Annotated in this window: 22 protein-coding genes; all 22 read left to right on the top strand. The window is 58.7% G+C overall.

Annotated elements, in window-relative coordinates; all coding sequences use genetic code 11:
* Window positions 1-6: 6 nt before the first annotated feature.
* Entirely contained in the window at window positions 7-840 is an 834-nt protein-coding gene (gene fliH, locus AFK24_RS12725) for a flagellar assembly protein FliH (protein WP_065833572.1), read from the top strand.
* Window positions 830-2,188 (top strand): flagellar protein export ATPase FliI, encoded by a 1,359-nt coding sequence (gene fliI, locus AFK24_RS12720; RefSeq protein ID WP_065833571.1) that lies wholly within the window; start codon window positions 830-832, stop codon window positions 2,186-2,188. Before fliH ends, fliI begins: the two co-directional genes overlap by 11 nt.
* A gap of 6 nt (window positions 2,189-2,194) precedes the next feature.
* Window positions 2,195-2,644 carry a flagellar export protein FliJ gene (fliJ, locus tag AFK24_RS12715; RefSeq protein WP_065833570.1) on the top strand — a complete coding sequence of 150 codons (450 nt, stop codon included), beginning with the start codon at window positions 2,195-2,197 and terminating at the stop codon, window positions 2,642-2,644.
* 124 nt (window positions 2,645-2,768) lie between these two features.
* Window positions 2,769-3,074: an STAS domain-containing protein gene (locus tag AFK24_RS12710; protein WP_065833569.1), complete on the top strand. Its 306-nt coding sequence runs from the start codon at window positions 2,769-2,771 to the stop codon at window positions 3,072-3,074.
* 4 nt (window positions 3,075-3,078) lie between these two features.
* The gene (locus AFK24_RS12705; RefSeq protein ID WP_065833568.1) at window positions 3,079-4,785 is read left to right on the top strand and encodes a fused response regulator/phosphatase; all 1,707 of its coding nucleotides are present in this window, start codon (window positions 3,079-3,081) and stop codon (window positions 4,783-4,785) included.
* Between the two features lie 127 nt (window positions 4,786-4,912).
* Complete coding sequence (locus tag AFK24_RS12700; RefSeq protein ID WP_065833626.1) at window positions 4,913-5,242, top strand: Hpt domain-containing protein; 330 nt, start codon at window positions 4,913-4,915, stop codon at window positions 5,240-5,242.
* A gap of 66 nt (window positions 5,243-5,308) precedes the next feature.
* On the top strand, window positions 5,309-6,694 hold the full coding sequence (locus AFK24_RS12695) for a flagellar hook-length control protein FliK (RefSeq protein WP_065833567.1): 1,386 nt from the start codon (window positions 5,309-5,311) through the stop codon (window positions 6,692-6,694).
* Window positions 6,695-7,244: 550 nt separating this feature from the next.
* The gene (gene fliL / locus AFK24_RS12690) at window positions 7,245-7,745 is read left to right on the top strand and encodes a flagellar basal body-associated protein FliL (RefSeq protein ID WP_065833566.1); all 501 of its coding nucleotides are present in this window, start codon (window positions 7,245-7,247) and stop codon (window positions 7,743-7,745) included.
* A 9-nt stretch (window positions 7,746-7,754) separates the two neighbouring features.
* On the top strand, window positions 7,755-8,723 hold the full coding sequence (gene fliM / locus AFK24_RS12685) for a flagellar motor switch protein FliM (protein ID WP_065833565.1): 969 nt from the start codon (window positions 7,755-7,757) through the stop codon (window positions 8,721-8,723).
* 60 nt (window positions 8,724-8,783) lie between these two features.
* Complete coding sequence (fliN, locus tag AFK24_RS12680) at window positions 8,784-9,251, top strand: flagellar motor switch protein FliN (RefSeq protein WP_065833564.1); 468 nt, start codon at window positions 8,784-8,786, stop codon at window positions 9,249-9,251.
* Window positions 9,252-9,257: 6 nt separating this feature from the next.
* A complete protein-coding gene (fliO, locus tag AFK24_RS12675; RefSeq protein ID WP_065833625.1) occupies window positions 9,258-9,704 on the top strand; it encodes a flagellar biosynthetic protein FliO in 447 nt (148 codons plus the stop codon).
* The gene (fliP, locus tag AFK24_RS12670) at window positions 9,704-10,450 is read left to right on the top strand and encodes a flagellar type III secretion system pore protein FliP (protein WP_065833563.1); all 747 of its coding nucleotides are present in this window, start codon (window positions 9,704-9,706) and stop codon (window positions 10,448-10,450) included. Before fliO ends, fliP begins: the two co-directional genes overlap by 1 nt.
* A gap of 25 nt (window positions 10,451-10,475) precedes the next feature.
* The gene (locus tag AFK24_RS12665) at window positions 10,476-10,745 is read left to right on the top strand and encodes a flagellar biosynthetic protein FliQ (protein ID WP_020290721.1); all 270 of its coding nucleotides are present in this window, start codon (window positions 10,476-10,478) and stop codon (window positions 10,743-10,745) included.
* A 62-nt stretch (window positions 10,746-10,807) separates the two neighbouring features.
* On the top strand, window positions 10,808-11,536 hold the full coding sequence (fliR, locus tag AFK24_RS12660) for a flagellar biosynthetic protein FliR (protein WP_065833624.1): 729 nt from the start codon (window positions 10,808-10,810) through the stop codon (window positions 11,534-11,536).
* Entirely contained in the window at window positions 11,536-12,672 is a 1,137-nt protein-coding gene (gene flhB, locus AFK24_RS12655) for a flagellar biosynthesis protein FlhB (RefSeq protein ID WP_065833562.1), read from the top strand. The genes fliR and flhB overlap by 1 nt, the downstream gene beginning before the upstream one ends.
* 577 nt (window positions 12,673-13,249) lie before the next feature.
* Window positions 13,250-15,379: a flagellar biosynthesis protein FlhA gene (gene flhA, locus AFK24_RS12650; RefSeq protein ID WP_065833561.1), complete on the top strand. Its 2,130-nt coding sequence runs from the start codon at window positions 13,250-13,252 to the stop codon at window positions 15,377-15,379.
* An 11-nt stretch (window positions 15,380-15,390) separates the two neighbouring features.
* Window positions 15,391-16,719, top strand: a complete 1,329-nt coding sequence (gene flhF, locus AFK24_RS12645; protein WP_065833560.1) for a flagellar biosynthesis protein FlhF — start codon at window positions 15,391-15,393, stop codon at window positions 16,717-16,719.
* A 115-nt stretch (window positions 16,720-16,834) separates the two neighbouring features.
* On the top strand, window positions 16,835-17,668 hold the full coding sequence (fleN, locus tag AFK24_RS12640) for a flagellar synthesis regulator FleN (protein ID WP_020294161.1): 834 nt from the start codon (window positions 16,835-16,837) through the stop codon (window positions 17,666-17,668).
* Complete coding sequence (fliA, locus tag AFK24_RS12635; protein ID WP_020294162.1) at window positions 17,665-18,405, top strand: RNA polymerase sigma factor FliA; 741 nt, start codon at window positions 17,665-17,667, stop codon at window positions 18,403-18,405. The genes fleN and fliA overlap by 4 nt, the downstream gene beginning before the upstream one ends.
* A 291-nt stretch (window positions 18,406-18,696) precedes the next feature.
* Window positions 18,697-19,071, top strand: coding sequence for a chemotaxis response regulator CheY (locus AFK24_RS12630; protein WP_170826324.1), 375 nt, complete (start codon window positions 18,697-18,699; stop codon window positions 19,069-19,071).
* Window positions 19,072-19,090: 19 nt separating this feature from the next.
* Window positions 19,091-19,879, top strand: coding sequence for a protein phosphatase CheZ (locus AFK24_RS12625; protein WP_065833558.1), 789 nt, complete (start codon window positions 19,091-19,093; stop codon window positions 19,877-19,879).
* A 33-nt stretch (window positions 19,880-19,912) separates the two neighbouring features.
* Window positions 19,913-22,198, top strand: a complete 2,286-nt coding sequence (locus AFK24_RS12620; RefSeq protein ID WP_065833557.1) for a chemotaxis protein CheA — start codon at window positions 19,913-19,915, stop codon at window positions 22,196-22,198.
* Window positions 22,199-22,211 lie beyond the last annotated feature (13 nt).

Here is a 22,211-nt window from a genome sequence, read left to right as displayed (position 1 = left end):
TTTTCAATGTCCAGCTCCAGCAAAGAACCGGCCAGCGAGCTTATTCGCGCCAAAGACGTCGGCGGTTACGACGTCTTTTCCCTGCCAAGTTTCGATCCGCAACAAGAGCCCGACCCCGAACCTGAGGTCTTGCCAGTTGAAGAAGAACCGGCTGAGATGGAAGAAGTGCCGCTGGATGAAGTCCAGCCGCTGACCCTTGAAGAGCTGGAAAGCATTCGTCAGGAGGCCTACAACGAAGGCTTCGCTACCGGCGAGAAAGAAGGCTTTCACAGCACGCAACTCAAGGTCCGCCAGGAAGCCGAAATCGCCCTGACGGCCAAACTTGCCGGTCTCGAACAGTTGATGGCGAACCTGCTCGATCCAATAGCCGATCAGGACACGCAAATCGAAAGGGGCGTGGTTCTGCTGGTCGAGCATATTGCCCGCAAAGTCATTCAGCGTGAACTGACCACCGACTCCAGACAGATCGGCAATGTATTGCGCGATGCTCTGAAGCTATTGCCGATGGGCGCGCAAAACGTGCGGATCTTCATCAATCCGCAGGACTTCGCCCAGGTTAAGGCGCTGCGCGAGCGCCACGAGGAAACCTGGCGCATTCTGGAAGATGACGGCTTGCAAGCGGGTGGTTGCCGGATCGAGACCGAGCACAGCCGGATCGATGCCAGCATCGAGACACGAATTTCCCTGGCAATGGCCAAGATGTACGACCAGATGCACGAGCAGGCTCTGCATCCGGCTGCGGCGGATGTGAGCATTGATCTTGAGCAGGCCGCTGCGGCCTCTAAAATCGCCAGTCCTGACACCGAGAGCTCCGACATCGAGAAGCCCGATGCGCCTTGATCGCACCAGCTTCGGCAAGCGTCTGGATACCTACGCCGAAGCCATCGACCTGCCGGCCCAGCCCGTTGTGGAAGGTCGTTTGCTGCGCATGGTCGGCCTGACCCTGGAAGCTGAAGGGTTGCGGGCCGCCATGGGCAGTCGTTGCGTGGTGATCAACGATGACAGCCATTCTCCGGTAGAAGTCGAAGCCGAAGTCATGGGGTTCTCCGGCGGCAAAGTATTTCTGATGCCGGTCGGCAGCGTTGCCGGTATCGCCCCTGGCGCGCGGGTCGTGCCATTGGCCGATACCGGTCGCCTGCCGATGGGCATGGCCATGCTCGGGCGCGTGCTCGATGGCGCGGGCCGGGCGCTGGACGGCAAAGGCGGGATGAAAGCCGAAGACTGGGTGCCGATGGACGGCCCGACCATCAATCCGCTCAAGCGCAACCCGATCAGCCAGCCGCTGGACGTGGGTATTCGGTGCATCAACGGATTATTGACAGTCGGGCGCGGCCAGCGTCTTGGCTTGTTCGCCGGTACCGGCGTCGGCAAGAGCGTGTTGCTTGGGATGATGACGCGCTTTACCGAGGCGGACATCATTGTCGTGGGCCTGATTGGTGAGCGGGGTCGTGAGGTCAAGGAATTCATCGAGCACAGTCTTGGTGAGGAAGGCCTCAAGCGTTCCGTCGTCGTGGCTTCGCCAGCCGATGACGCGCCGCTGATGCGTTTGCGCGCGGCCATGTATTGCACGCGCATCGCCGAATATTTTCGCGACAAGGGCAAGAACGTCCTGTTGCTGATGGATTCCCTGACCCGTTTCGCCCAGGCCCAGCGGGAAATTGCCCTGGCGATTGGCGAGCCGCCAGCGACCAAAGGCTATCCGCCATCGGTGTTCGCCAAGTTGCCCAAGCTGGTCGAGCGCGCCGGTAATGCCGAAGCGGGTGGCGGCTCGATCACGGCTTTTTATACGGTGCTGTCCGAAGGCGATGATCAGCAGGACCCGATTGCCGACTCGGCGCGGGGCGTGCTTGACGGGCACATCGTATTGTCGCGACGTCTGGCCGAAGAGGGGCATTACCCGGCCATCGACATCGAGGCTTCGATCAGCCGGGTCATGCCTTCGGTGGTCACCCCTGAACACATGGGGCAGGCCCAGCATTTCAAGCAGTTGTGGTCGCGGTATCAACAAAGCCGGGATTTGATCAGCGTGGGTGCGTATGTGGCCGGCGGCGATCGGGAAACCGACATGGCCATTGCCCTGCAACCGGTGCTGGTGCGTTATCTGCGTCAGGGTCTGAACGACAATGAAAGCATGCAGGAGAGCAGCGCGCGGCTCGCGGCAGTCTTCAATCCCGCAGCGGGCGGCTGATAAGTCATGGCCAAGAGTCGTGCCGAGCGTCTGGCGCCCGTGGTGGATATGGCCGAATCCGCCGAGCGCGCGGCGGCGCAACGACTGGGGCACTTTCAAGGTCAGGTTCGACTGGCAGAAGGCAAGCTCGATGAGTTGGAAAATTTCCGTCTCAGCTACCAGCAGCAGTGGATCGACAAAGGCGGCACCGGCGTCTCCGGGCAATGGCTGATGAACTATCAACGCTTTCTCAATCAACTTGAAACCGCAGTGGGTCAGCAACGCAAGAGCCTGGAGTGGCATCAGAACAATCTGAATCAGGCGCGGGGCACCTGGCAGCAGGCGTACGCGCGGGTCGAGGGGTTGCGCAAGCTAGTCCAGCGTTATGTGGATGAGGCACGCAAACTTGAAGATAAGCGTGAACAAAAACTACTCGATGAACTGTCCCAGCGGTTGCCGCGACACGAGCCGTTCTAGGCTGCGTTTCTGGCTGCATCGCGTGATGATTTCACCCGTCGCGATTCAAATCCGGTTTGCTGTCGTCGACGGGCGGTGTTACACCTTCGTTACGTTACGAAGACCCCACTGAGGAATTTCCCCTATGTCGGTAACCTCCGAGCTCTCTCAAGACGAACAGCAACAACTGACCATATTTATCACCGGACGGTTCGATTTTGCGTCTCATCAGGATTTTCGCAACGCCTACGAAAATCGGACCAACGTGCGCAATTATGTCGTCGATCTGAAGGGCACCAATTACCTGGACAGTTCCGCGTTGGGGATGCTCTTGCTGCTGCGCGATCATGCCGGCGGCGAGCATTCACGGATACAGCTGGTGAATTGCAGCTCCGATGTCATCAAGATCCTGACGATCTCCAATTTCTCGAAACTGTTCAAGATAGGCTGAGCCTGTGCAGCCTTCAATAGAAAGCCTGTGCATCCTGATCGCCGACGACAACACGACGGATCGCTATCTGCTGTCGACCATCATCAGCCGCCAGGGCCACACGGTCCTCTGCGCCAGCAACGGAGCCGAGGCCGTCGAGCTTTTCGAGTCCGGGCGCCCGCAACTGGTATTGATGGATGCGGTCATGCCGATCATGGACGGTTTCGAAGCGGCCCGGCGGATCAAGAAAATGGCCGGCGAGTCGCTGGTACCTATCATCTTCCTGACTTCGATGACCGAGGGCGAGGCACTGGCCCGTTGTCTGGATGCCGGCGGCGACGATTTCATCGCCAAGCCCTATAACCAAGTGGTTCTGACGGCAAAGATCAACGCCATGAATCGTCTGAGAGTGTTGCAGGAAACGGTCCTGCAACAGCGAGATCTCATTTCCCGCCATCACGAGTACCTGCTTAACGAGCAGCGGGTCGCCAAGGAAGTCTTCGATCAGGTCGCCCATTCCGGCTGTCTGGATGCGCCCAATATTCGCTATCTGCAATCACCTTATGCGTTATTCAACGGTGATTTGTTGCTCGCCACCTACACGCCCGCCGGGCACATGCATCTGTTGCTCGGGGATTTCACCGGGCACGGGCTGCCGGCTGCGGTGGGCGCGATGCCGTTGGCCGAAGTGTTCTACGGCATGACCGCCAAGGGCTTCGGGCTTGCCGAAACCCTGCGCGAAATGAATGCCAAGCTCAAACGCATCCTGCCGGTGGACATGTTTTGCTGCGCAACGCTGCTGTGCATCAACTTTCAACAGCGCCACGTCGAAGTCTGGAATGGCGGGCTGCCGGACGGCTATTTGCTGCATACCGAGAGCGGTGAGCGAACGCGGCTGGTGTCGCGGCACCTGCCATTGGGTGTGCTGGACGCCAGTGACTTCGATGACCAGACCGAGGTCTACCCGGTCGCAACCGGCGACCGGATCTTCCTGCTCTCGGACGGTGTTATCGATACCAGCGACAGCGAGGACCGTCTGTTCGGCACCCAGCGTCTGCATGAAGTGTTCGACGCCAATCGCCAGCCGCAGTTGCTGATTGGCGAGATCCAGCAGGCATTGACCGCTTTCGGCGGGCAGGCGCGCGATGACGTCAGCATGGTGGAGATCACCACGGTTGATCAGGCAACGCTGGGGCCGCAAACCGTCACGTATTCCGACAGTGGCGCATCGAGTCCGCTGGACTGGTCGGCGACCTTCGAATTTCGCGCATCGACGTTGCGGCGCTTCAACCCGCTGCCTTATCTATTGCAACTGCTGCTTGAGGTGCATGGTTTGCGCAGCCAGAGCGGTGCGTTGTATAGCGTGCTTTCCGAGCTGTACAACAATGCACTTGAGCACGGCGTTCTGGGTCTGGACTCGAAGCTCAAAAGAGATGCAACAGGTTTTGCCCGCTATTATCGCGAGCGGGGCGAACGCCTGGTTCAGCTCGAAGAGGGGTTCATTCGGGTGCATTTGCGGGTTGTTCCGGCCGAGCGGGGAGGGCGGCTGACCCTGCAAGTCGAGGACAGCGGCGAAGGATTCGACGCCGATACAATTCTGGCGTTGCCCCTGGTGGGTAATGAGTTGTACGGTCGCGGTCTCGGGCTGGTACGCCAGTTGACCGAGCAAGCCTCATGGTCCCGGGACGGTCGTACTGCCAGCGTGGAGTTTTCCTGGGAGGGAATGGCATAATCGCTGAGTCTTTCGCCATTCAACGGCGTGCGTCGAACGGCAGCAGATTCAAGGTTCTTGATCAAGGAGTGAACAAGTGTCGGCTATTCATTTGGATTACAGCGTATTGGGTACGTTGCAGGAAATTATGGAGGATGAATATCCAACATTGCTCGACGTGTTCCTGGATGACTCGGAACATCGCATCACCCGGTTACAGCAGATGCTGCAGGGTTACGCTGGAGGCAGTGGCGCCTTCGACCTCCAGGAATTGAGCCTGATGGCCCACAGTTTCAAGGGCAGCAGCGGCAACATGGGGGCGCTGCGTCTGGCGGACCTGTGTCGCGAGCTTGAAGAGCGCAGCCGTCGCGAAGAGGTTTCAGGCCTCGAAGACTTGCTCGCCAGTATCGATCTTGAATATGTGACCGTACGGCGGCTGATCGACGTCGAGCGTCAGTTGCATGGTGTCCTGCCGTAAACTGGCCCGTATATTGCTCAGGCATTGGTAATACGCTCGCCACCAGCGATTCATGCGGAGACCGACATGCCCCTTGCCTCTAATCCACTCCTTCAGACCACCTCAATGGCGGCGTCCAAGACCAACGCTGCCAATAGCGTGGCCAAGGCGGCTGACAACGGCAAGGACGACAGTTCGAGCTTCTCCGACGTCTATGCCAACCAGGCGCACGCTAAATCCGCCGCCAACAATGACGTGCCGGTCAAGCCCGCGCGGGACAAGACTGTCCCTGCCAAGGACAAGGACGTTGCCGCGAAAGACCCGGCAGCCAAAGACGATGCTGCCGGGGATCAGACGACGGTTGCCGATAGCGGCAATACCTTGCCTGCCGACGATGCAGTCGCCGCATTGCCGGTAGAAACACCTGCCCATGACGTAGCACTGGACCCGGCGTTGCAGGCCATGGTCCAGCCTGTTGTCGTGCCGGTGAACGACGCGCTGGTTGCTGATCCGGCAGCGGTTTCTTCCGCCACCGCTGCGATGGTGGCTGCCTCAGCTGCAACCCCTTCGGCAGCGGTCGCATCCAGCGCTGATTTAGCGAGTGACGCATCGTTCGATCCTGAGGCGGACCCATTGGCAGGCTTGCCCGCCCTGCAGTTTGCCTTGGAGAATGCCAGCGCCAAGGCTCAAGCGGCCCAGCAAGCTAATGGCAGCAACCATTCTGACAAGACTGGCAAGTCCAGCGGCAACGACTCTGCCGACTCAGCCCAGAACATCGCCAATAACCTGACGGCCCTGGCCGATCAACTGCCCACTGATGAAGCCAGCACGGAAAGCAGCGACAAATCTTTCAGTGGCTTGCTCGATGATGGGCTCAAGGATGTGAAAAGTGCCGGCGGTGATACCCGCATGGATAACTTTGCCGAGCGTCTTGCGGCGATGAGCCAGGCTGCGCAAGCGCCGCGAGCAGCTCTGACACCGGTTGTTCCGCTGATCAACCAGCCACTTGCCATGCATCAGAGCGGCTGGAGTGAAGGGGTTGTTGATCGGGTTATGTACCTGTCCAGCCAAAACCTGAAATCGGCGGAAATCCAGCTGGAACCGGCCGAACTCGGGCGTCTGGACATCCGCGTCAACATGGCGACGGATCAGCAGACCCAGGTCACTTTCATGAGTGCCCACGTGGGTGTCCGCGAAGCGCTTGAAAACCAGATGTCGCGCCTGCGTGAGTCGTTTAGCCAACAAGGGCTGGGCCAGGTGGATGTCAACGTGTCCGATCAGAATCGCGGTTGGCAACAACAGCAGCAACAGAGTCAGGACCAGGCCAGCAATAGCCAGCGCAGTTCCGGCACAAGCGGCAGTTCTTCAAGTCTGGACGGTTCGGGTGATGGCGGTCAGGTGGATGCTGGCGTTGCAGTCAGCCAGCCTGCCGCGCGGGTGATTGGCAGCAGTGAGGTCGATTATTACGCTTGATTAGGGATGTGGGAGCCAACTTGTTGGCGAGACTTTGGTCCTGCTTAGTCAGAAATACTGCCTAGCAAATTGATTGCTCCTTTATTGGAATGCGTTTAAGCAGACGCCGCCAAACGCGCGTCGGGAGGCTGAGCGCAGGTGTCGTGGTGTGGGGCGACCGGCATGGATGCCGGTCGAGCGCCGTTGCGCCATGGATGGCGCGTCGGCGCGTACCCACACCCGGCGCCGGAGTCGAAGGAACCCCTGCGAAGCAGGGGCCGGACGTCAGCGCAGATGGTTTTCCCCCATTTTGCCGAAACAAAATGGGGTCGACCGTCAGGGCGAAACCGATCTTCGCAGCGCCGCCAGTGCTGTTGGGCCCCACGATTTGAGATTCGACAAAAGCAGGCGCAGTATCTGACACATCGCCTCGCCAACAAGTTGGCTCCCACACGACATTAAATTCCCGCTGTTAACCCCGGCACAGCACTCGCCCCGCAACTCTGGCATAACACTTGCTCACCCTCTGTCACGCATCAACGAACCCCCCGAATAGTGACGGATTATTGGCATGGCGAAGAGCGACGACGTTAAAGACCCCGCCTCCAAAGGCAAACTCAAGCTCATCATCGTCCTGGTAGTGGCTTTGTTGCTCGCTGTCGGCCTGTCGGTTGGCGCGACCTGGTTTTTCATGCACAAGGCTGGCAGCAAGCCGGATCCAGCGGCTGCGGCTGCGGAGACCGGCGTCAAGCATCCTGCGATCTTTGAAGCCATGACACCGGCGTTCGTGGTCAACTTCAACTCCAACGGTCGCCAACGCTACATGCAGGTCAGCATCACCATGCTGGCGCGCAATCAGGCCGACCTTGAAGCGTTGAAGGTGCATATGCCGGTTATCCGCAACAATCTGGTGATGATGTTTGCGGGTATCCCGTTCGATTCCCTGGCAACCCCGATTGGCCAGGAAATGCTCCGTCAGAAAGCGACGGCCAGCGTTCAGGAAGTCGCACAGAAAGAACTCGGTAAAACCGTGATCGAGCAGTTGCTTTTCACTAACTTCGTACTGCAGTAGGACCACGACATGGCCGTGCAAGACCTGCTGTCCCAGGATGAAATCGATGCGCTGTTGCATGGCGTGGACGATGGTCTGGTTCAGACCGAACAAGTAGCCGAACCCGGTAGCGTCAAAAGTTACGACCTGACCAGTCAGGACCGGATTGTCCGGGGTCGGATGCCGACCCTGGAAATGATCAACGAACGCTTCGCCCGTTATACCCGGATCAGCATGTTCAACCTGCTGCGCCGCTCGGCTGATGTGGCGGTCGGTGGTGTGCAGGTCATGAAGTTCGGTGAATACGTGCATTCGCTGTACGTGCCCACCAGCCTCAATCTGGTGAAGATCAAGCCGCTGCGTGGCACTGCGCTGTTCATCCTTGACGCCAAGCTGGTGTTCAAGCTGGTGGATAACTTCTTTGGCGGCGATGGCCGACACGCGAAAATCGAAGGCCGTGAATTCACGCCGACGGAGTTGCGAGTCGTGCGCATGGTGCTGGATCAGGCGTTCATCGACCTGAAAGAAGCCTGGCAGGCAATCATGGAAGTGCATTTCGAGTACATCAACTCAGAGGTCAACCCGGCGATGGCCAACATCGTCGGGCCGAGCGAAGCGGTCGTGGTCTCCACGTTCCACATCGAACTCGATGGCGGTGGCGGCGATCTGCACGTGACCATGCCGTATTCGATGATCGAGCCGGTGCGGGAAATGCTCGATGCGGGCTTCCAGTCCGATGTCGACGATCAGGACGAACGCTGGGTCAACGCCCTCAAGCAGGACGTGATGGATGTGTCCGTGCCGCTCAGCGCTACGGTTGCCCGTCGTCAATTGCTGTTGCGCGACATTCTGCATATGCAGCCGGGTGATGTTATTCCCGTCGATCTGCCGGAATCGCTGGTCATGCGCGCCAATGGCGTGCCGTCCTTCAAGGTCAAGCTGGGTTCGCACAAGGGTCATCTGGCCCTGCAAGTGATCGAGCCGATAGAGCGACGCTGACCTTTTGTCTGCGTCGAAATTTTGCTGTGTAACTGAATCACTGTTCGCCGAGGACAACCGATGGCTGATGATAAAGATATGACCTCTGCTGAAGATCAGGCATTGGCCGATGAATGGGCTGCGGCACTGGGCGAATCCGGTGATGGCAGTCAGGACGACATCGACGCACTGTTGGCAGCTGATGCTGGCAATTCTTCTGCCTCCAGCCGTCTGGCCATGGAAGAGTTCGGCAGCGTGCCGCGCAGCAACGGTCAGGTGAATCTCGATGGCCCGAATCTGGATGTGATCCTCGACATTCCGGTGTCGATCTCCATGGAAGTCGGCAGCACCGACATCAACATCCGTAACCTGCTGCAACTCAACCAGGGCTCGGTGATCGAGCTGGATCGTCTGGCCGGTGAGCCGCTCGACGTGCTGGTCAACGGTACATTGATCGCCCATGGCGAGGTCGTGGTGGTCAACGAGAAATTTGGCATCCGCCTGACCGATGTCATCAGCCCCAGCGAACGTATCAAGAAGCTGCGCTGAGTGAACATGATCAAGCTTGCCGGAGCATTGCTGTTCATGCCGCTCAGCGCGCTGGCGGCCGAGCCTGCGGTGCAGGCCGCTGCGCCACAGGTGACCGGCTCGTTGCCTATGGGGATGGGCGGGCAGCTGATGCAGTTGCTGTTCGGCCTGTTGTTGGTGATCGGCCTGATCTTCGCTCTGGCCTGGACGATGCGGCGCGTACAGCGCAGCGGGCCGGGTAATGCCCAGCTCATTGAGCTGCTGGGCTCCCGAGCGCTTGGCCCGCGTGATCGACTGGTGCTGGTGCAGGTCGGCAACGAGCAGATATTACTGGGTGTTACGCCTGGGCGAATCACCCCATTGCACGTGCTCAAGGAGCCGGTGCAGGTTCCGGTCCGCGAGCAGGCCACTCCTGAGTTCGCACGGCGCCTGATGGAAATCATGGGCAACAAGGATCAGAAGGATAAGAAGTAATGCCGCGCATTCTGTTGACGCTTCTGCTGGTGCTGGCGGCGCCTGTGGCGTTCGGCGCCGATCCGTTGTCGATCCCTGCGATCACGTTGTCCAACGGCGCCAACGGCCAGCAGGAATATTCGGTCAGCCTGCAAATTCTGCTGATCATGACGGCGCTGAGCTTCATCCCGGCGTTCGTCATGCTGATGACCAGTTTCACCCGGATCATCATTGTCTTTTCCATTCTGCGTCAGGCCCTGGGCTTGCAGCAGACGCCGTCGAACCAGATTCTCACCGGCATGGCGATTTTCCTGACCCTGTTCATCATGGCGCCAGTCTTCGACCGGGTGAATCAGGACGCCTTGCAGCCTTATCTGGCTGAAAAGCTTACCGCTCAGGATGCCGTGGCCAAGGCTCAGGTGCCGATCAAGGACTTCATGCTGGCGCAGACGCGCACCAGCGATCTGGAGTTGTTCATGCGCCTGTCCAAGCGCACCGATATCGAGTCCCCCGATCAGGCGCCGCTGACCATCCTGGTGCCGGCGTTTGTGATTTCCGAACTCAAGACCGCGTTCCAGATCGGCTTCATGATCTTCATTCCGTTCCTGGTCATCGACCTGGTGGTTGCCAGCGTGTTGATGGCCATGGGCATGATGATGTTGTCGCCGCTGATCATTTCCCTGCCGTTCAAGATCATGTTGTTTGTGCTGGTTGACGGCTGGGCGCTGATTATTGGCACCCTGGCCAGTAGTTTCGGTGGTGTATGACCTCTCTTGAGCAGGAGTGCGCGCGATGACGCCAGAAGTAGCCGTCGATCTGTTCCGTGAGGCGTTGTGGCTGACCACGGTACTGGTGGCGATCCTCGTGGTACCCAGTTTGCTCTGCGGTTTGCTGGTGGCCATGTTCCAGGCCGCCACCCAGATCAACGAACAGACCTTGAGCTTTCTCCCGCGTCTGATCGTGATGCTGATCACCCTGATCGTTGCCGGTCCGTGGTTGCTCAAGGTGTTCATGGAATACATCCTGGCGCTCTACACCAGCATTCCAACCGTGATCGGCTAGCGCTTGTGGATCCTGTCCTTGCACTGACCGACGGGCAAATAGGCACCTGGGTCGCCAGCTTCATGCTGCCGATGTTTCGCATCACCTCGCTGTTGATGACCATGCCGATTTTCGGTACGACGCTGGTGCCCAGGCGCATTCGTCTGTACTTCGCGCTGGCGATAACCGTGGTGATCGCCCCCGTGTTGCCGCCCATGCCGCAAGTCAACGCGCTGGACCTCAGCGCGCTGTTGCTCATCGGCGAGCAAATCATCATCGGTGCCGGGCTGGGGTTGTTTCTGCAGTTGTTCTTTCAGGCGTTCGTGATTGCCGGGCAGATCATCTCGACGCAGATGGGCATGGGCTTTGCCTCCATGATCGACCCCACCAACGGCGTCTCCGCCGCGGTGATCGGGCAGTTCTTCACCATGCTGGTCACCCTGCTGTTCCTGGGCATGAACGGCCATCTGGTGGTCCTGGAAACCCTGGTCGAAAGCTTTACCACGATGCCAGTCGGCAGCGGTCTGCTCGTGTCCAACTTCTGGGAGCTTGCCAACAGCCTCGGCTGGGTCATGGGTGCCGCGCTGACGTTAGTGTTGCCGGCGATCACCGCGTTGCTGGTGGTCAACATTGCCTTTGGCGTGATGACCCGCGCCGCGCCGCAGCTGAACATCTTCTCTATCGGTTTTCCGCTGACGCTGGTGTTGGGCATGGGCATTTTGTGGATCAGCCTGGGTGACATTCTCAATCAGTACCAGCCGCTGGCGGCCGATGCGTTGCGAACGTTCCGCGATATGGTGAGGGCGCGCTGATGGCCGAGAACGAGAATGGTCAGGACAAGACAGAAGACCCCACGGACAAGAAGAAGGCGGATGCCCGAAAAGAGGGGCAGATTGCTCGATCCAAGGAGCTCAACACCCTGGCGATCATGCTGGTCGGCGCTGGCGGATTGTTGTCCTTTGGCAGCGATATAGCGCAAATGATGATGGAGTTGATGCGCTCCAACTTCATCATCAGTCGCGAAATGCTCATGGATCAAAGCTATATGGCCAAGATGCTGCTCAGCTCCGGCAAGCTGGCGTTGGTCGCCATGCTGCCTTTGCTGGTGGCGCTGATGCTCGCATCCCTCATTGCCCCGATTTCCCTGGGTGGCTGGCTATTCTCGGCCAAGACCATGGCTCCCAAGTTCAGTCGCATGAACCCGGCATCGGGCCTCAAGCGCATGGTGTCGGTCACGGCGCTGATCGAGTTGCTCAAGGGCTTCGGCAAGTTTTTGATTGTCCTGGTCGTCGCCCTGGTGGTCCTGAACAAGGATAAGGCCGACCTGATTTCCATTGCTCACGAACCCCTGGAAATGGCGATTATTCACAGCTTGCAGGTGGTCGGCTGGAGCACGCTGTGGATGGCCTGCGGTTTGATGATCATTGCTGCCATCGACGTGCCGTATCAGATCTGGGAAGGGCACAAGAAGCTGCTGATGACCAAGCAGGAAATTCGCGACGAGCACAAGGATGCGGAGGGGCGGCCGGAGGTCAAGCAGCGCATACGCCAGTTGCAACGCGACATGTCCCAGCGCCGCATGATGGAGTCGATCCCCACTGCCGATGTGATCATCACCAACCCGACCCACTTCGCCGTTGCCCTCAAATACGATCCGGAGCAGGGCGGCGCGCCGATGCTGGTGGCCAAGGGTACGGATTTCATCGCCTTGAAAATCCGCGAAATCGGCGCCCACCATCAGATTCTGATTCTCGAATCGCCGGGGCTAGCGCGATCGATCTATTACAGCACCGAGCTGGATCAGGAAATCCCCGCCGGGTTGTACCTGGCGGTGGCTCAGGTGCTGGCGTATGTCTATCAGATTCGCCAATACCATTCGGGTCGCGGCAAGCGGCCGGATCCGCTGGGGGATATTTCCATTCCGCCGGATTTGCAGCGCGATTCTTGATTGGGTTCCGCACATCCGTAGGAGCGAATTTATCCACATTCCGTTGGAGCGAGGCTTGCCCGCGAATCAGTATTCCAGTCGACATCTCCACCGCATGAAATAAAGCCTTCGCGGGCAAGCCTCGCTCCAACGAAACCGAGGTTTCAGCTTTTGGTTTTCGCTTTTCCGCGCGGAGATCTATCAGACACCGCCAAACGCGCGTCGCCTCACCACGGCACCGGAGCGAAGGAACCGCCGCGAAGCGGGGGCCGGACGTCAGCGCAGATGGTTTTCCCCCATTTTGCCGAAACAAAATGGGGTCGACCGTCAGGGCAAAACCGGATTAAGCCGCACCGCAAATGCTGTTGGTGCAGCGCAATTCAAGGCGCGTCAGCTTTAGTTGGCGATTGAGGCGTGCGCCAAATCGATTCGCGGGCAAGCCTCGCTCCAACGAGGTGAGTCGCAAAGGCCAACACCACGTCCTACAGCTAATTCTTCAAATAATGGCCCTTTGTCCACTGTTGGAAAGCTTCTTGCAATAGGTCAATTCAGGTCGCCTTCGGCGTCAAAGTTTTGGTTTAGCGCAGGTGAAGAATCGGTGGATCGCTCTCAATTAATCAGTAGCGCACGCAGTAATCTCGCGGGTCTCGGTCGGGGCCAGTTGGGTGTGCCGTTGTTGCTGTTGGTCATGATGGCAATGATGATGTTGCCAATGCCGCCGTTCCTGCTGGACGTGTTTTTCACCTTCAACATCGCGCTGTCGATCGTGGTCCTGCTGGTCTGCGTCTACGCATTGCGCCCTTTGGATTTTTCGGTATTCCCCACCATTCTGCTGGTGGCGACATTGCTGCGCCTGGCGCTCAACGTTGCCTCGACGCGGGTGGTCATGCTTCACGGTCAGGATGGTCACGCCGCAGCCGGCAAGGTGATCCAGGCCTTCGGTGAGGTGGTGATCGGCGGTAACTACGTGGTCGGTATCGTGGTTTTCGCGATCCTGATGATCATCAACTTCGTGGTAATCACCAAGGGTGCCGGGCGGATTTCCGAGGTGAGCGCGCGTTTCACCCTGGACGCCATGCCCGGCAAACAGATGGCAATCGACGCTGACTTGAACGCCGGCCTGATCGATCAGCCGGAAGCCAAGCGCCGCCGTCTGGAAGTCGCCCAGGAAGCCGAGTTTTACGGCTCCATGGACGGTGCCTCGAAATTTGTCCGCGGTGACGCCATCGCCGGTCTGTTGATTCTGTTTATCAACCTTATCGGCGGCATTCTGGTCGGCATGCTGCAACACAACATGACGTTTGCCGATGCGGGCAAGATCTACACGCTGTTGACCATTGGTGACGGTTTGGTGGCGCAATTGCCGTCACTGCTGCTGTCCACCGCTGCGGCGATCATGGTGACCCGTGCTTCCGGTTCGGAAGAGATGGGCAAGCTGATCAATCGACAGATGTTCACTTCCCACAAGGCGCTGGCGGTTTCTGCCGGGATCATGATCGTCATGGGCCTGGTGCCGGGCATGCCGCACTTTTCCTTCATCAGCCTCGGGCTGGTGGCGGGCGGTGTCGCTTACTTACTGTGGAAAAAGCAGAACGTGGTCAAGGTCCAGGCGCTGGAAGAGGTCAAGCGCCAGCAGGAAATGCTGCCGTCGCCGACCCGGGTTCAGGATTCCAAGGAGCTGGGCTGGGATGACGTGACCCCCATCGACATGATCGGCCTGGAAGTGGGCTACCGCCTGATTCCGCTGGTGGATCGCAATCAGGGTGGTCAGCTGCTCGCGCGGATCAAGGGCGTGCGCAAGAAGCTCTCTCAGGAGCTAGGCTTTCTCATGCCCACTGTGCATATCCGTGACAACCTGGATCTGGCGCCCAGTGCCTATCGTTTGACACTCATGGGCGTGACCCTGGCGGAAGCCGAGATTTACCCGGACCGGGAATTGGCGATCAACCCTGGTCAGGTGTTCGGCACCCTCAACGGTATTACCGCCAAGGACCCGGCGTTTGGTCTGGAGGCGGTATGGATCGAAATCAGCCAGCGCAGTCAGGCACAGTCCCTGGGTTACACCGTGGTGGATGCCAGTACTGTAGTGGCCACGCACCTTAACCAGATTCTTTATAAACACTCTCATGAGCTGATTGGTCATGAAGAAGTCCAGCAATTGATGCAATTGCTGGCCAAAAGCTCGCCAAAACTAGCTGAAGAGCTGGTTCCGGGGATTCTTTCGCTCTCGGCGTTGCTCAAGGTCCTGCAGTCGCTTTTGGCCGAACAGGTGCCTGTTCGCGACATTCGCAGCATCGCCGAAGCCATCGCGAACAACGCCATGCGGAGTCAAGATACCGCCGCGCTGGTTGCGGCAGTACGCGTCGGATTAAGCCGCGCAATCGTGCAAAGCATTGTAGGGATTGAGCCGGAGCTGCCAGTTATCACTCTGGAACCAAGGTTGGAACAGATATTGCTCAATAGTTTGCAGAAGGCAGGTCAGGGTCAGGAAGAAGGCGTTCTGCTTGAGCCAAGCATGGCAGAAAAGCTCCAGCGTTCGTTGATCGACGCGGCGCAGCGGCAGGAGATGCAGGGTTTGCCGGTCATTCTTTTGGTTGCGGGCCCGGTTCGCGCCATGTTGTCACGCTTTGGACGACTGGCTGTACCGAACATGCATGTGTTGGCGTATCAGGAAATTCCTGACAATAAGCAAGTCACCATCGTAGCGACTGTCGGGCCTAACGGCTGAGGTAGTGAGTCATGCAAGTTAAGCGATTTTTCGCCGCCGATATGCGTCAAGCCATGAAACTGGTTCGCGATGAGCTGGGCGCAGAAGCGGCCATCATCGGCAACCGGCGGATTGCCGGTGGCGTAGAGCTGACTGCTGCGCTGGATTACAAACTGTCTGCGCTGGCGCCTCGCGTGCCGAACATCGAGCTTGAAGACGAGCTGCGCAAAACCCAGTCGCGGATTGTTTCCGCCCAGGCTGAACTGAGCAATCGCGGCGACAGTGACCCGTCAGTCAACCGTCAGCTGTTCGCCGGCATGCCACTCAGCGCTGCCGACACGCATATCGAACCGACGCTAGAAGAGCCGCCGCGTCCTTTCGTCCAGGCCCACGCAGCCCCAGCGGAACCCGCCGGCGGCCAGCGCGCCTACGAAAACATGCGTTTTGAATTGAATGGCCTGCGTGAACTGCTGGAAGTCCAGCTGGGTTCGCTGGCCTGGAATCAGCTGCAAGGCAGCCGTCCGCAGCAGGCCAACCTGTGGCGTCGCCTGCAACGTATCGGTCTGTCCGGTCCGCTGTCCCGCGATCTGCTGGCGATGGTCAGCGAAATTGAAGAACCTCGTCAGGCCTGGCGCATGCTGTTGGCGCATCTGGCGCGGATGATTGCCACTCCGGAGATCGAGCCGTTGGAAGAGGGTGGCGTGATTGCCATGGTCGGCCCGGCTGGCATGGGTAAAACCACCACACTCGCCAAGCTGGCAGCGCGCTATGTGTTGAAGTACGGCGCACAGAATATCGCGCTGGTGAGCATGGACAGCTTTCGCATCGGCGCTCAGGAGCAGCTCAAGACTTTGGGTCGCATCCTCAATGTACCGGTGACTCATGTCGATCCGGGCCAGTCGCTGGCTCAGGCACTGGAGCCGCTGTTGCGCAAGCGCGTGGTGTTGATTGACACCGCAGGCCTGCAAGCCAGCGATCCGGCCCTGCGCATGCAGCTCGAAAGCCTCGCCGGACGTGGCATCAAGGCGCGTAATTATCTGGTGTTGGCAACGACCAGTCAGAAACAAGTGCTGACCGCTGCCTACCACAGCTACAAACGTTGCGGTTTGTCCGGGTGCATCCTGACCAAGCTGGACGAAACTGCCAGCCTGGGCGAAGTGCTCAGCCTGGCGATCAGTCATGAGCTTCCTGTTGCCTACCTGACTGACGGGCCACGAATACCTGATGATTTACACCTTCCCCGTCGGCACCAATTGGTCACCCGTGCGGTCAATGTGCAGATGCAGGAAGAGCCTAGCGAAGAAGCAATGGCGGATATGTTTGCCGACCTTTACCACAACCCCAGCAAGCGGGTGGGTTAGGTGAAACGAACTACTGGAATTTACCTGCATCGATGGTCTGCCACGCATTGTTCCTCAGCGAACGTGCAGCCCCCAATGTGGCTTCGGTCTACGCAAGACAAGGTAATGAAATAACATGGGCAGCATGCATCCCGTACAGGTGATCGCGGTGACCGGCGGCAAAGGTGGCGTCGGTAAGACTAACGTGTCAGTGAACCTATCGCTGGCCTTGGCCGAGCTTGGCCGGCGCGTCATGCTGCTGGACGCCGACCTTGGCCTGGCCAATGTCGACGTGTTGCTGGGGCTTACGCCCAAACGCACCCTTGCCGACGTCATTGAAGGACGTTGCGAACTGCGCGACGTGCTCCTTCAGGGCCCTGGCGGGATTCGCATCGTGCCAGCCGCTTCCGGCACGCAGAGCATGGTGCACCTGACGCCAGCGCAGCATGCCGGTCTGATTCAGGCCTTCAGCGATATTGGCGATAACCTCGACGTACTGGTCATCGATACGGCCGCCGGCATCGGCGAGTCGGTGGTGAGCTTCGTGCGCGCTGCCCAGGAAGTCTTGCTGGTGGTGTGCGACGAACCGACCTCGATCACTGATGCCTATGCGCTGATCAAGCTGCTCAATCGCGACTACGGCATGAATCGCTTCCGGGTCCTGGCCAATATGGCCCAGAGCCCGCAGGAAGGCCGCAACCTGTTTGCCAAGCTGACCAAAGTGACCGACCGCTTCCTCGATGTTGCCCTGCAATACGTCGGCGCCGTGCCTTACGACGAGTGCGTACGCAAGGCGGTGCAGAAGCAGCGTGCCGTTTACGAAGCGTTCCCGCGCTCCAAATGCTCCCTGGCCTTCAAGGCTATTGCGCAGAAAGTCGACACCTGGCCGCTGCCGGCCAATCCGCGCGGTCATCTTGAGTTCTTCGTGGAGCGACTTGTTCACCAGACATTTGCGGGGCCTGTCCAATGACAGCCAGCGGCTATCAGATGTACAGCAAGACCTCCAAGAACTCGCAGTACGAGCTCATCGAGCGCTATGCGCCGCTGGTCAAACGTATCGCCTATCACTTGCTGGCGCGCTTGCCGGCCAGCGTTCAGGTCGAGGACCTGATCCAGGCCGGCATGATCGGACTGCTTGAAGTGTCCACCAAATACGACTGCACCAAAGGCGCGAGTTTCGAGACCTACGCGGGCATCCGGATTCGTGGCGCGATGCTCGATGAAGTGCGCAAAGGCGATTGGGCACCGCGTTCGGTTCACCGCAATACGCGCATGGTCAGTGACGCAATTCGCTCAATTGAAGCTAAAACAGGTCGTGACGCTAAAGATCACGAGGTTGCGGCCGAACTCCAATTGAGTCTCGATGATTATTACGGGATTTTGAACGATACCCTGGGCAGCCGTCTGTTCAGTTTCGACGACCTTTTGCAGGACGGCGAACATGAAGGGCTGCACGAGGACGGCGCAAGCGGTTCGCTTGAGCCATCGCGGGATCTGGAAGACGAACGTTTCCAGGCTGCGTTAGCAGATGCGATTGCCAATTTGCCAGAGCGCGAGCGACTGGTGTTGGCGCTGTACTATGACGAGGAGCTGAATCTCAAGGAAATCGGTGAGGTCCTGGGGGTCAGCGAGTCGCGAGTCAGCCAGTTACACAGCCAGTGCGCAGCTCGTTTGCGAGGGCGTTTGGGAGAGTGGCGAGCGCGTTGACAGGTGTGGCGCATCCGTAGGGTTGCGCCGTGCGTGTAGGCCGGCTGTGCAAAGCGTTGTGTGGGGAGATGGACAAGGCGGGAACCGGTCATTGGCACTACTGCGAGTTGTTGGAAAGGGTTTTACCTTTCTGGCGGCACGCCGAGCTGCTGCCCGGTTTCTTGACTGTTGATTTACCAAGCCCGTCGTCGTTTTAGTGCAGCCGATGTGAGCTGTGCCGGTATTGATTGAACAGCGCGTTCAGGTGCTGAACGCGTTAAAGACTGCTTGGAGGTCGAATTGGACAAGAACATGAAAATCCTCATCGTTGATGACTTCTCAACGATGCGGCGGATCATCAAGAACCTGTTGCGTGATTTGGGATTCACCAACACGGCCGAAGCCGATGACGGAATCACCGCGCTGCCAATGTTGCAGAGCGGCGCTTTCGATTTTCTGGTGACTGACTGGAACATGCCTGGCATGTCCGGCATCGACTTGTTGCGTCAGGTGCGCGCCGATGAACGACTCAAGCACCTTCCGGTGCTGATGGTCACGGCCGAAGCCAAGCGCGACCAGATCATCGAAGCCGCCCAGGCTGGCGTCAACGGTTATGTCGTGAAGCCATTTACCGCCCAAGTGCTGAAAGAAAAGATCGAAAAGATCTTCGAGCGCGTCAATAGCTGATGTTTGCCGCGAGGGTGCTATGGAGCATAAAGAGTCATCACAGGGCGACTTTGAGTCAACCCTGAAAAAACACGCGCATCAGCTGGTGATGTGCCTTGAAAAAGGCCGTTTCGGCGAAGCCGTGCAATTGATCCATGAACTGAACCAGACTCGTGATCGCGGCTTGTATCAGGAAGTCGGCAAGCTCACCCGTGAGCTGCACAGCGCAATCGTCAATTTCCAGATTGACCCGAATATGCCCCAGGCCGAGGAAGTGTCCCAGATCACGGATGCTACCGAGCGCTTGTCGTATGTTGTCAAACTGACTGAAAACGCCGCCAACCGGACGATGGATCTGGTAGAGCTGAGTACGCCCTTGATGAATGGCTTGAGTACCGACGCCAAAGCGTTGAGCCAGGACTGGGGACGTTTCATGCGTCGGGAAATCGGCGCTGAAGAGTTTCGTGAGCTGGCTAAACGCGTCGACGGCTTTTTGACGCGTAGCGAGCGGGAAACCCACGAGGTCGCTGCCCACCTCAATGACATTCTGCTGGCTCAGGATTACCAGGACCTCACCGGTCAGGTCATCAAACGCGTCACGCAATTGGTCACTGAAGTTGAAAGCAATCTGCTCAAGTTGGTGCTCATGGCCAGTCAGGTCGATCGCTTTGCAGGCATCGAACATGACGATGAATCCATCCTCGCAGAAAAAGATCCACAAAAAGGTCTCTCTCAGGGTGAAGGTCCGCAGATTCATGCCGATAAACGGGAAGACGTTGTGTCCGGACAGGACGATGTAGACGATCTGCTATCGAGCCTTGGCTTCTAGGTCTGTTGACGGTTAATTTTAGGGAGCACCCCAATGAGCTTCGGCGCCGATGAAGAAATCCTTCAGGATTTTCTGGTAGAGGCCGGCGAAATTCTGGAGCAATTGTCCGAACAGCTGGTCGAGCTGGAAAGCCGACCTGATGATGCAGACTTGCTTAATGCAATTTTTCGCGGTTTTCACACTGTAAAAGGCGGCGCCGGCTTCCTCCAGCTCCATGAGCTGGTGGAGTGCTGCCACATCGCCGAGAACGTCTTCGACATCCTGCGCAAGGGTGAACGTCGCGTCGACTCCGAATTGATGGACGTGGTGCTCGAAGCACTGGATGCGGTCAACGGCATGTTCAGCGAGGTTCGCGAGCGTACCGAAGTCACACCCGCCACGCCGGAATTGCTGGCCGCGCTGGCGCGTCTGGCCGAGCCTGCATCTGCAGATGAAGTGGCTGTTGCTCCGGCAGCGGTCGAGGAAGCGCCTGCTCCGGCTTCCGATGAAATTACCGACAACGAATTCGAGCTGCTGCTCGACTCGCTGAATGCCGTCAAGGCTCAGGCCGCCGAATCAGCCAGTGCGCCTGCGCCGGTAGCCCCGGTTGCTGCTCCTGCTTCGGCAGCGGCCAGTGATGAAATCAGCGACCAGGAATTTGAATCGCTGCTCGATCAATTGCATGGCAAAGGCCAGTTCGCGGTCGACGCCGTCGCAACGCCAGTGGTTGCTGCGGCTCCAGCTGCCAGCACCGGCGCTGCCGCCAGCAATGAAATCACCGACGATGAATTCGAAGCCTTGCTGGATCAGTTGCATGGTAAGGGCTCGTTTGACGCTGCTGCTGCGGTAACGCCTGCGCCTGCCGCTGCTGCCGTTGCAGCGCCGGTTGCTCCGGCTGCGTCGACCAGCAACGAAATCTCTGATAACGAATTCGAAGACCTGCTGGATCAGCTGCACGGCAAAGGCAAGTTCGAGCCTGAAGCCATAGCTGCCGCGCCCGTCGCGGCAGTTGTTGCCAAGCCGGCGCCTGCTCCGGTTGCCGCAGCCAAACCGGCTCCAGCGCCTGCTCCGGCAGCTGCGCCAGCTCCGGCTCCAGCTCCAGCCAAAGCGGCGGCACCTGTTCCGGCCAAGGCACCGGCTGCGGCGAGTCCAGACAAACCGGCTTCCGAAGCGGAAACCACCGTGCGGGTTGATACCGCGCGCCTGGACGAGATCATGAACATGGTCGGCGAACTGGTGTTGGTGCGTAACCGTCTGGTACGCCTGGGCCTGAACAGTGGCGATGAAGCCATGTCCAAGGCGGTTTCCAACCTGGATGTGGTCACCGCCGATCTGCAGACTGCGGTGATGAAAACCCGCATGCAGCCGATCAAGAAGGTTTTCGGGCGCTTCCCGCGTCTGGTTCGCGACCTGGCCCGCCAGCTCAAGAAAGAGATCAACCTGGAACTGGTCGGCGAAGAAACCGACCTGGACAAGAACCTCGTCGAGGCCCTTGCCGATCCGCTGGTCCACTTGGTGCGCAACGCGGTGGACCACGGTATCGAAACTCCGGAAGAGCGCGAAGCCTCAGGCAAATCCCGTGGCGGTCGTGTGATTCTCTCGGCGGAACAGGAAGGCGACCATATCCTGCTGTCGATTTCCGATGACGGTAAAGGCATGGACCCCAATGTCCTGCGCGCCATCGCGGTCAAACGCGGCGTGATGGACAAGGACGCGGCCGATCGCCTGAGCGATAGCGACTGCTACAACTTGATCTTTGCACCGGGTTTCTCGACCAAGACCGAGATCTCCGATGTGTCGGGTCGTGGCGTGGGCATGGACGTGGTGAAAACCAAGATCGCCCAGCTCAACGGCACAATCAATATCTACTCCACCAAGGGCCAGGGCTCGAAGATCGTCATCAAGGTGCCGTTGACCCTGGCGATCATGCCGACGTTGATGGTGATGCTGGGCAACCAGGCGTTTGCTTTCCCGCTGGTCAACGTCAACGAGATCTTCCACCTGGACCTGTCGACCACCAACGTCGTCGATGGTCAGGAAGTGGTTATCGTGCGCGACAAGGCCCTGCCACTGTTCTACCTCAAGCGCTGGCTGATCAGCTCGGCCGCTCACGAAGAGCAGCGCGAAGGTCATGTGGTGATCCTGTCGGTCGGCACCCAGCGCATCGGTTTTGTCGTCGATCAGCTGGTAGGTCAGGAAGAAGTGGTAATCAAGCCGCTGGGCAAGATGTTGCAAGGTACGCCAGGCATGTCGGGCGCCACCATTACCGGTGACGGTCGCATCGCCTTGATTCTCGATGTACCGAGCATGCTCAAGCGTTACGCCGCCCGGCGTATTTGATTCTGGTGTCGCG

Origin of the sequence: Pseudomonas syringae (assembly GCF_001698815.1) — a bacterium.
Classification (GTDB): domain Bacteria; phylum Pseudomonadota; class Gammaproteobacteria; order Pseudomonadales; family Pseudomonadaceae; genus Aquipseudomonas; species Aquipseudomonas syringae_A.
The sequence above is the reverse complement of the archived record's forward strand: the minus strand, read 5'-3'. Positions and strand labels throughout refer to the sequence as shown.

Coding starts and splice junctions, on each gene's coding strand:
- AFK24_RS12665 (WP_020290721.1), top strand. CDS start 10,476: ATGACGCCAGAAGTAGCCGTCGATCTGTTCCGTGAGGCGTTGTGGCTG.
- fleN (WP_020294161.1), top strand. CDS start 16,835: ATGGGCAGCATGCATCCCGTACAGGTGATCGCGGTGACCGGCGGCAAA.
- fliM (WP_065833565.1), top strand. CDS start 7,755: ATGGCCGTGCAAGACCTGCTGTCCCAGGATGAAATCGATGCGCTGTTG.
- flhB (WP_065833562.1), top strand. CDS start 11,536: ATGGCCGAGAACGAGAATGGTCAGGACAAGACAGAAGACCCCACGGAC.
- fliL (WP_065833566.1), top strand. CDS start 7,245: ATGGCGAAGAGCGACGACGTTAAAGACCCCGCCTCCAAAGGCAAACTC.
- flhF (WP_065833560.1), top strand. CDS start 15,391: ATGCAAGTTAAGCGATTTTTCGCCGCCGATATGCGTCAAGCCATGAAA.
- AFK24_RS12630 (WP_170826324.1), top strand. CDS start 18,697: ATGAAAATCCTCATCGTTGATGACTTCTCAACGATGCGGCGGATCATC.
- fliI (WP_065833571.1), top strand. CDS start 830: ATGCGCCTTGATCGCACCAGCTTCGGCAAGCGTCTGGATACCTACGCC.
- fliH (WP_065833572.1), top strand. CDS start 7: ATGTCCAGCTCCAGCAAAGAACCGGCCAGCGAGCTTATTCGCGCCAAA.
- fliJ (WP_065833570.1), top strand. CDS start 2,195: ATGGCCAAGAGTCGTGCCGAGCGTCTGGCGCCCGTGGTGGATATGGCC.
- fliN (WP_065833564.1), top strand. CDS start 8,784: ATGGCTGATGATAAAGATATGACCTCTGCTGAAGATCAGGCATTGGCC.
- fliO (WP_065833625.1), top strand. CDS start 9,258: ATGATCAAGCTTGCCGGAGCATTGCTGTTCATGCCGCTCAGCGCGCTG.
- AFK24_RS12695 (WP_065833567.1), top strand. CDS start 5,309: ATGCCCCTTGCCTCTAATCCACTCCTTCAGACCACCTCAATGGCGGCG.
- fliA (WP_020294162.1), top strand. CDS start 17,665: ATGACAGCCAGCGGCTATCAGATGTACAGCAAGACCTCCAAGAACTCG.
- fliP (WP_065833563.1), top strand. CDS start 9,704: ATGCCGCGCATTCTGTTGACGCTTCTGCTGGTGCTGGCGGCGCCTGTG.
- AFK24_RS12620 (WP_065833557.1), top strand. CDS start 19,913: ATGAGCTTCGGCGCCGATGAAGAAATCCTTCAGGATTTTCTGGTAGAG.
- AFK24_RS12700 (WP_065833626.1), top strand. CDS start 4,913: ATGGAGGATGAATATCCAACATTGCTCGACGTGTTCCTGGATGACTCG.
- AFK24_RS12625 (WP_065833558.1), top strand. CDS start 19,091: ATGGAGCATAAAGAGTCATCACAGGGCGACTTTGAGTCAACCCTGAAA.
- fliR (WP_065833624.1), top strand. CDS start 10,808: ATGCTGCCGATGTTTCGCATCACCTCGCTGTTGATGACCATGCCGATT.
- AFK24_RS12710 (WP_065833569.1), top strand. CDS start 2,769: ATGTCGGTAACCTCCGAGCTCTCTCAAGACGAACAGCAACAACTGACC.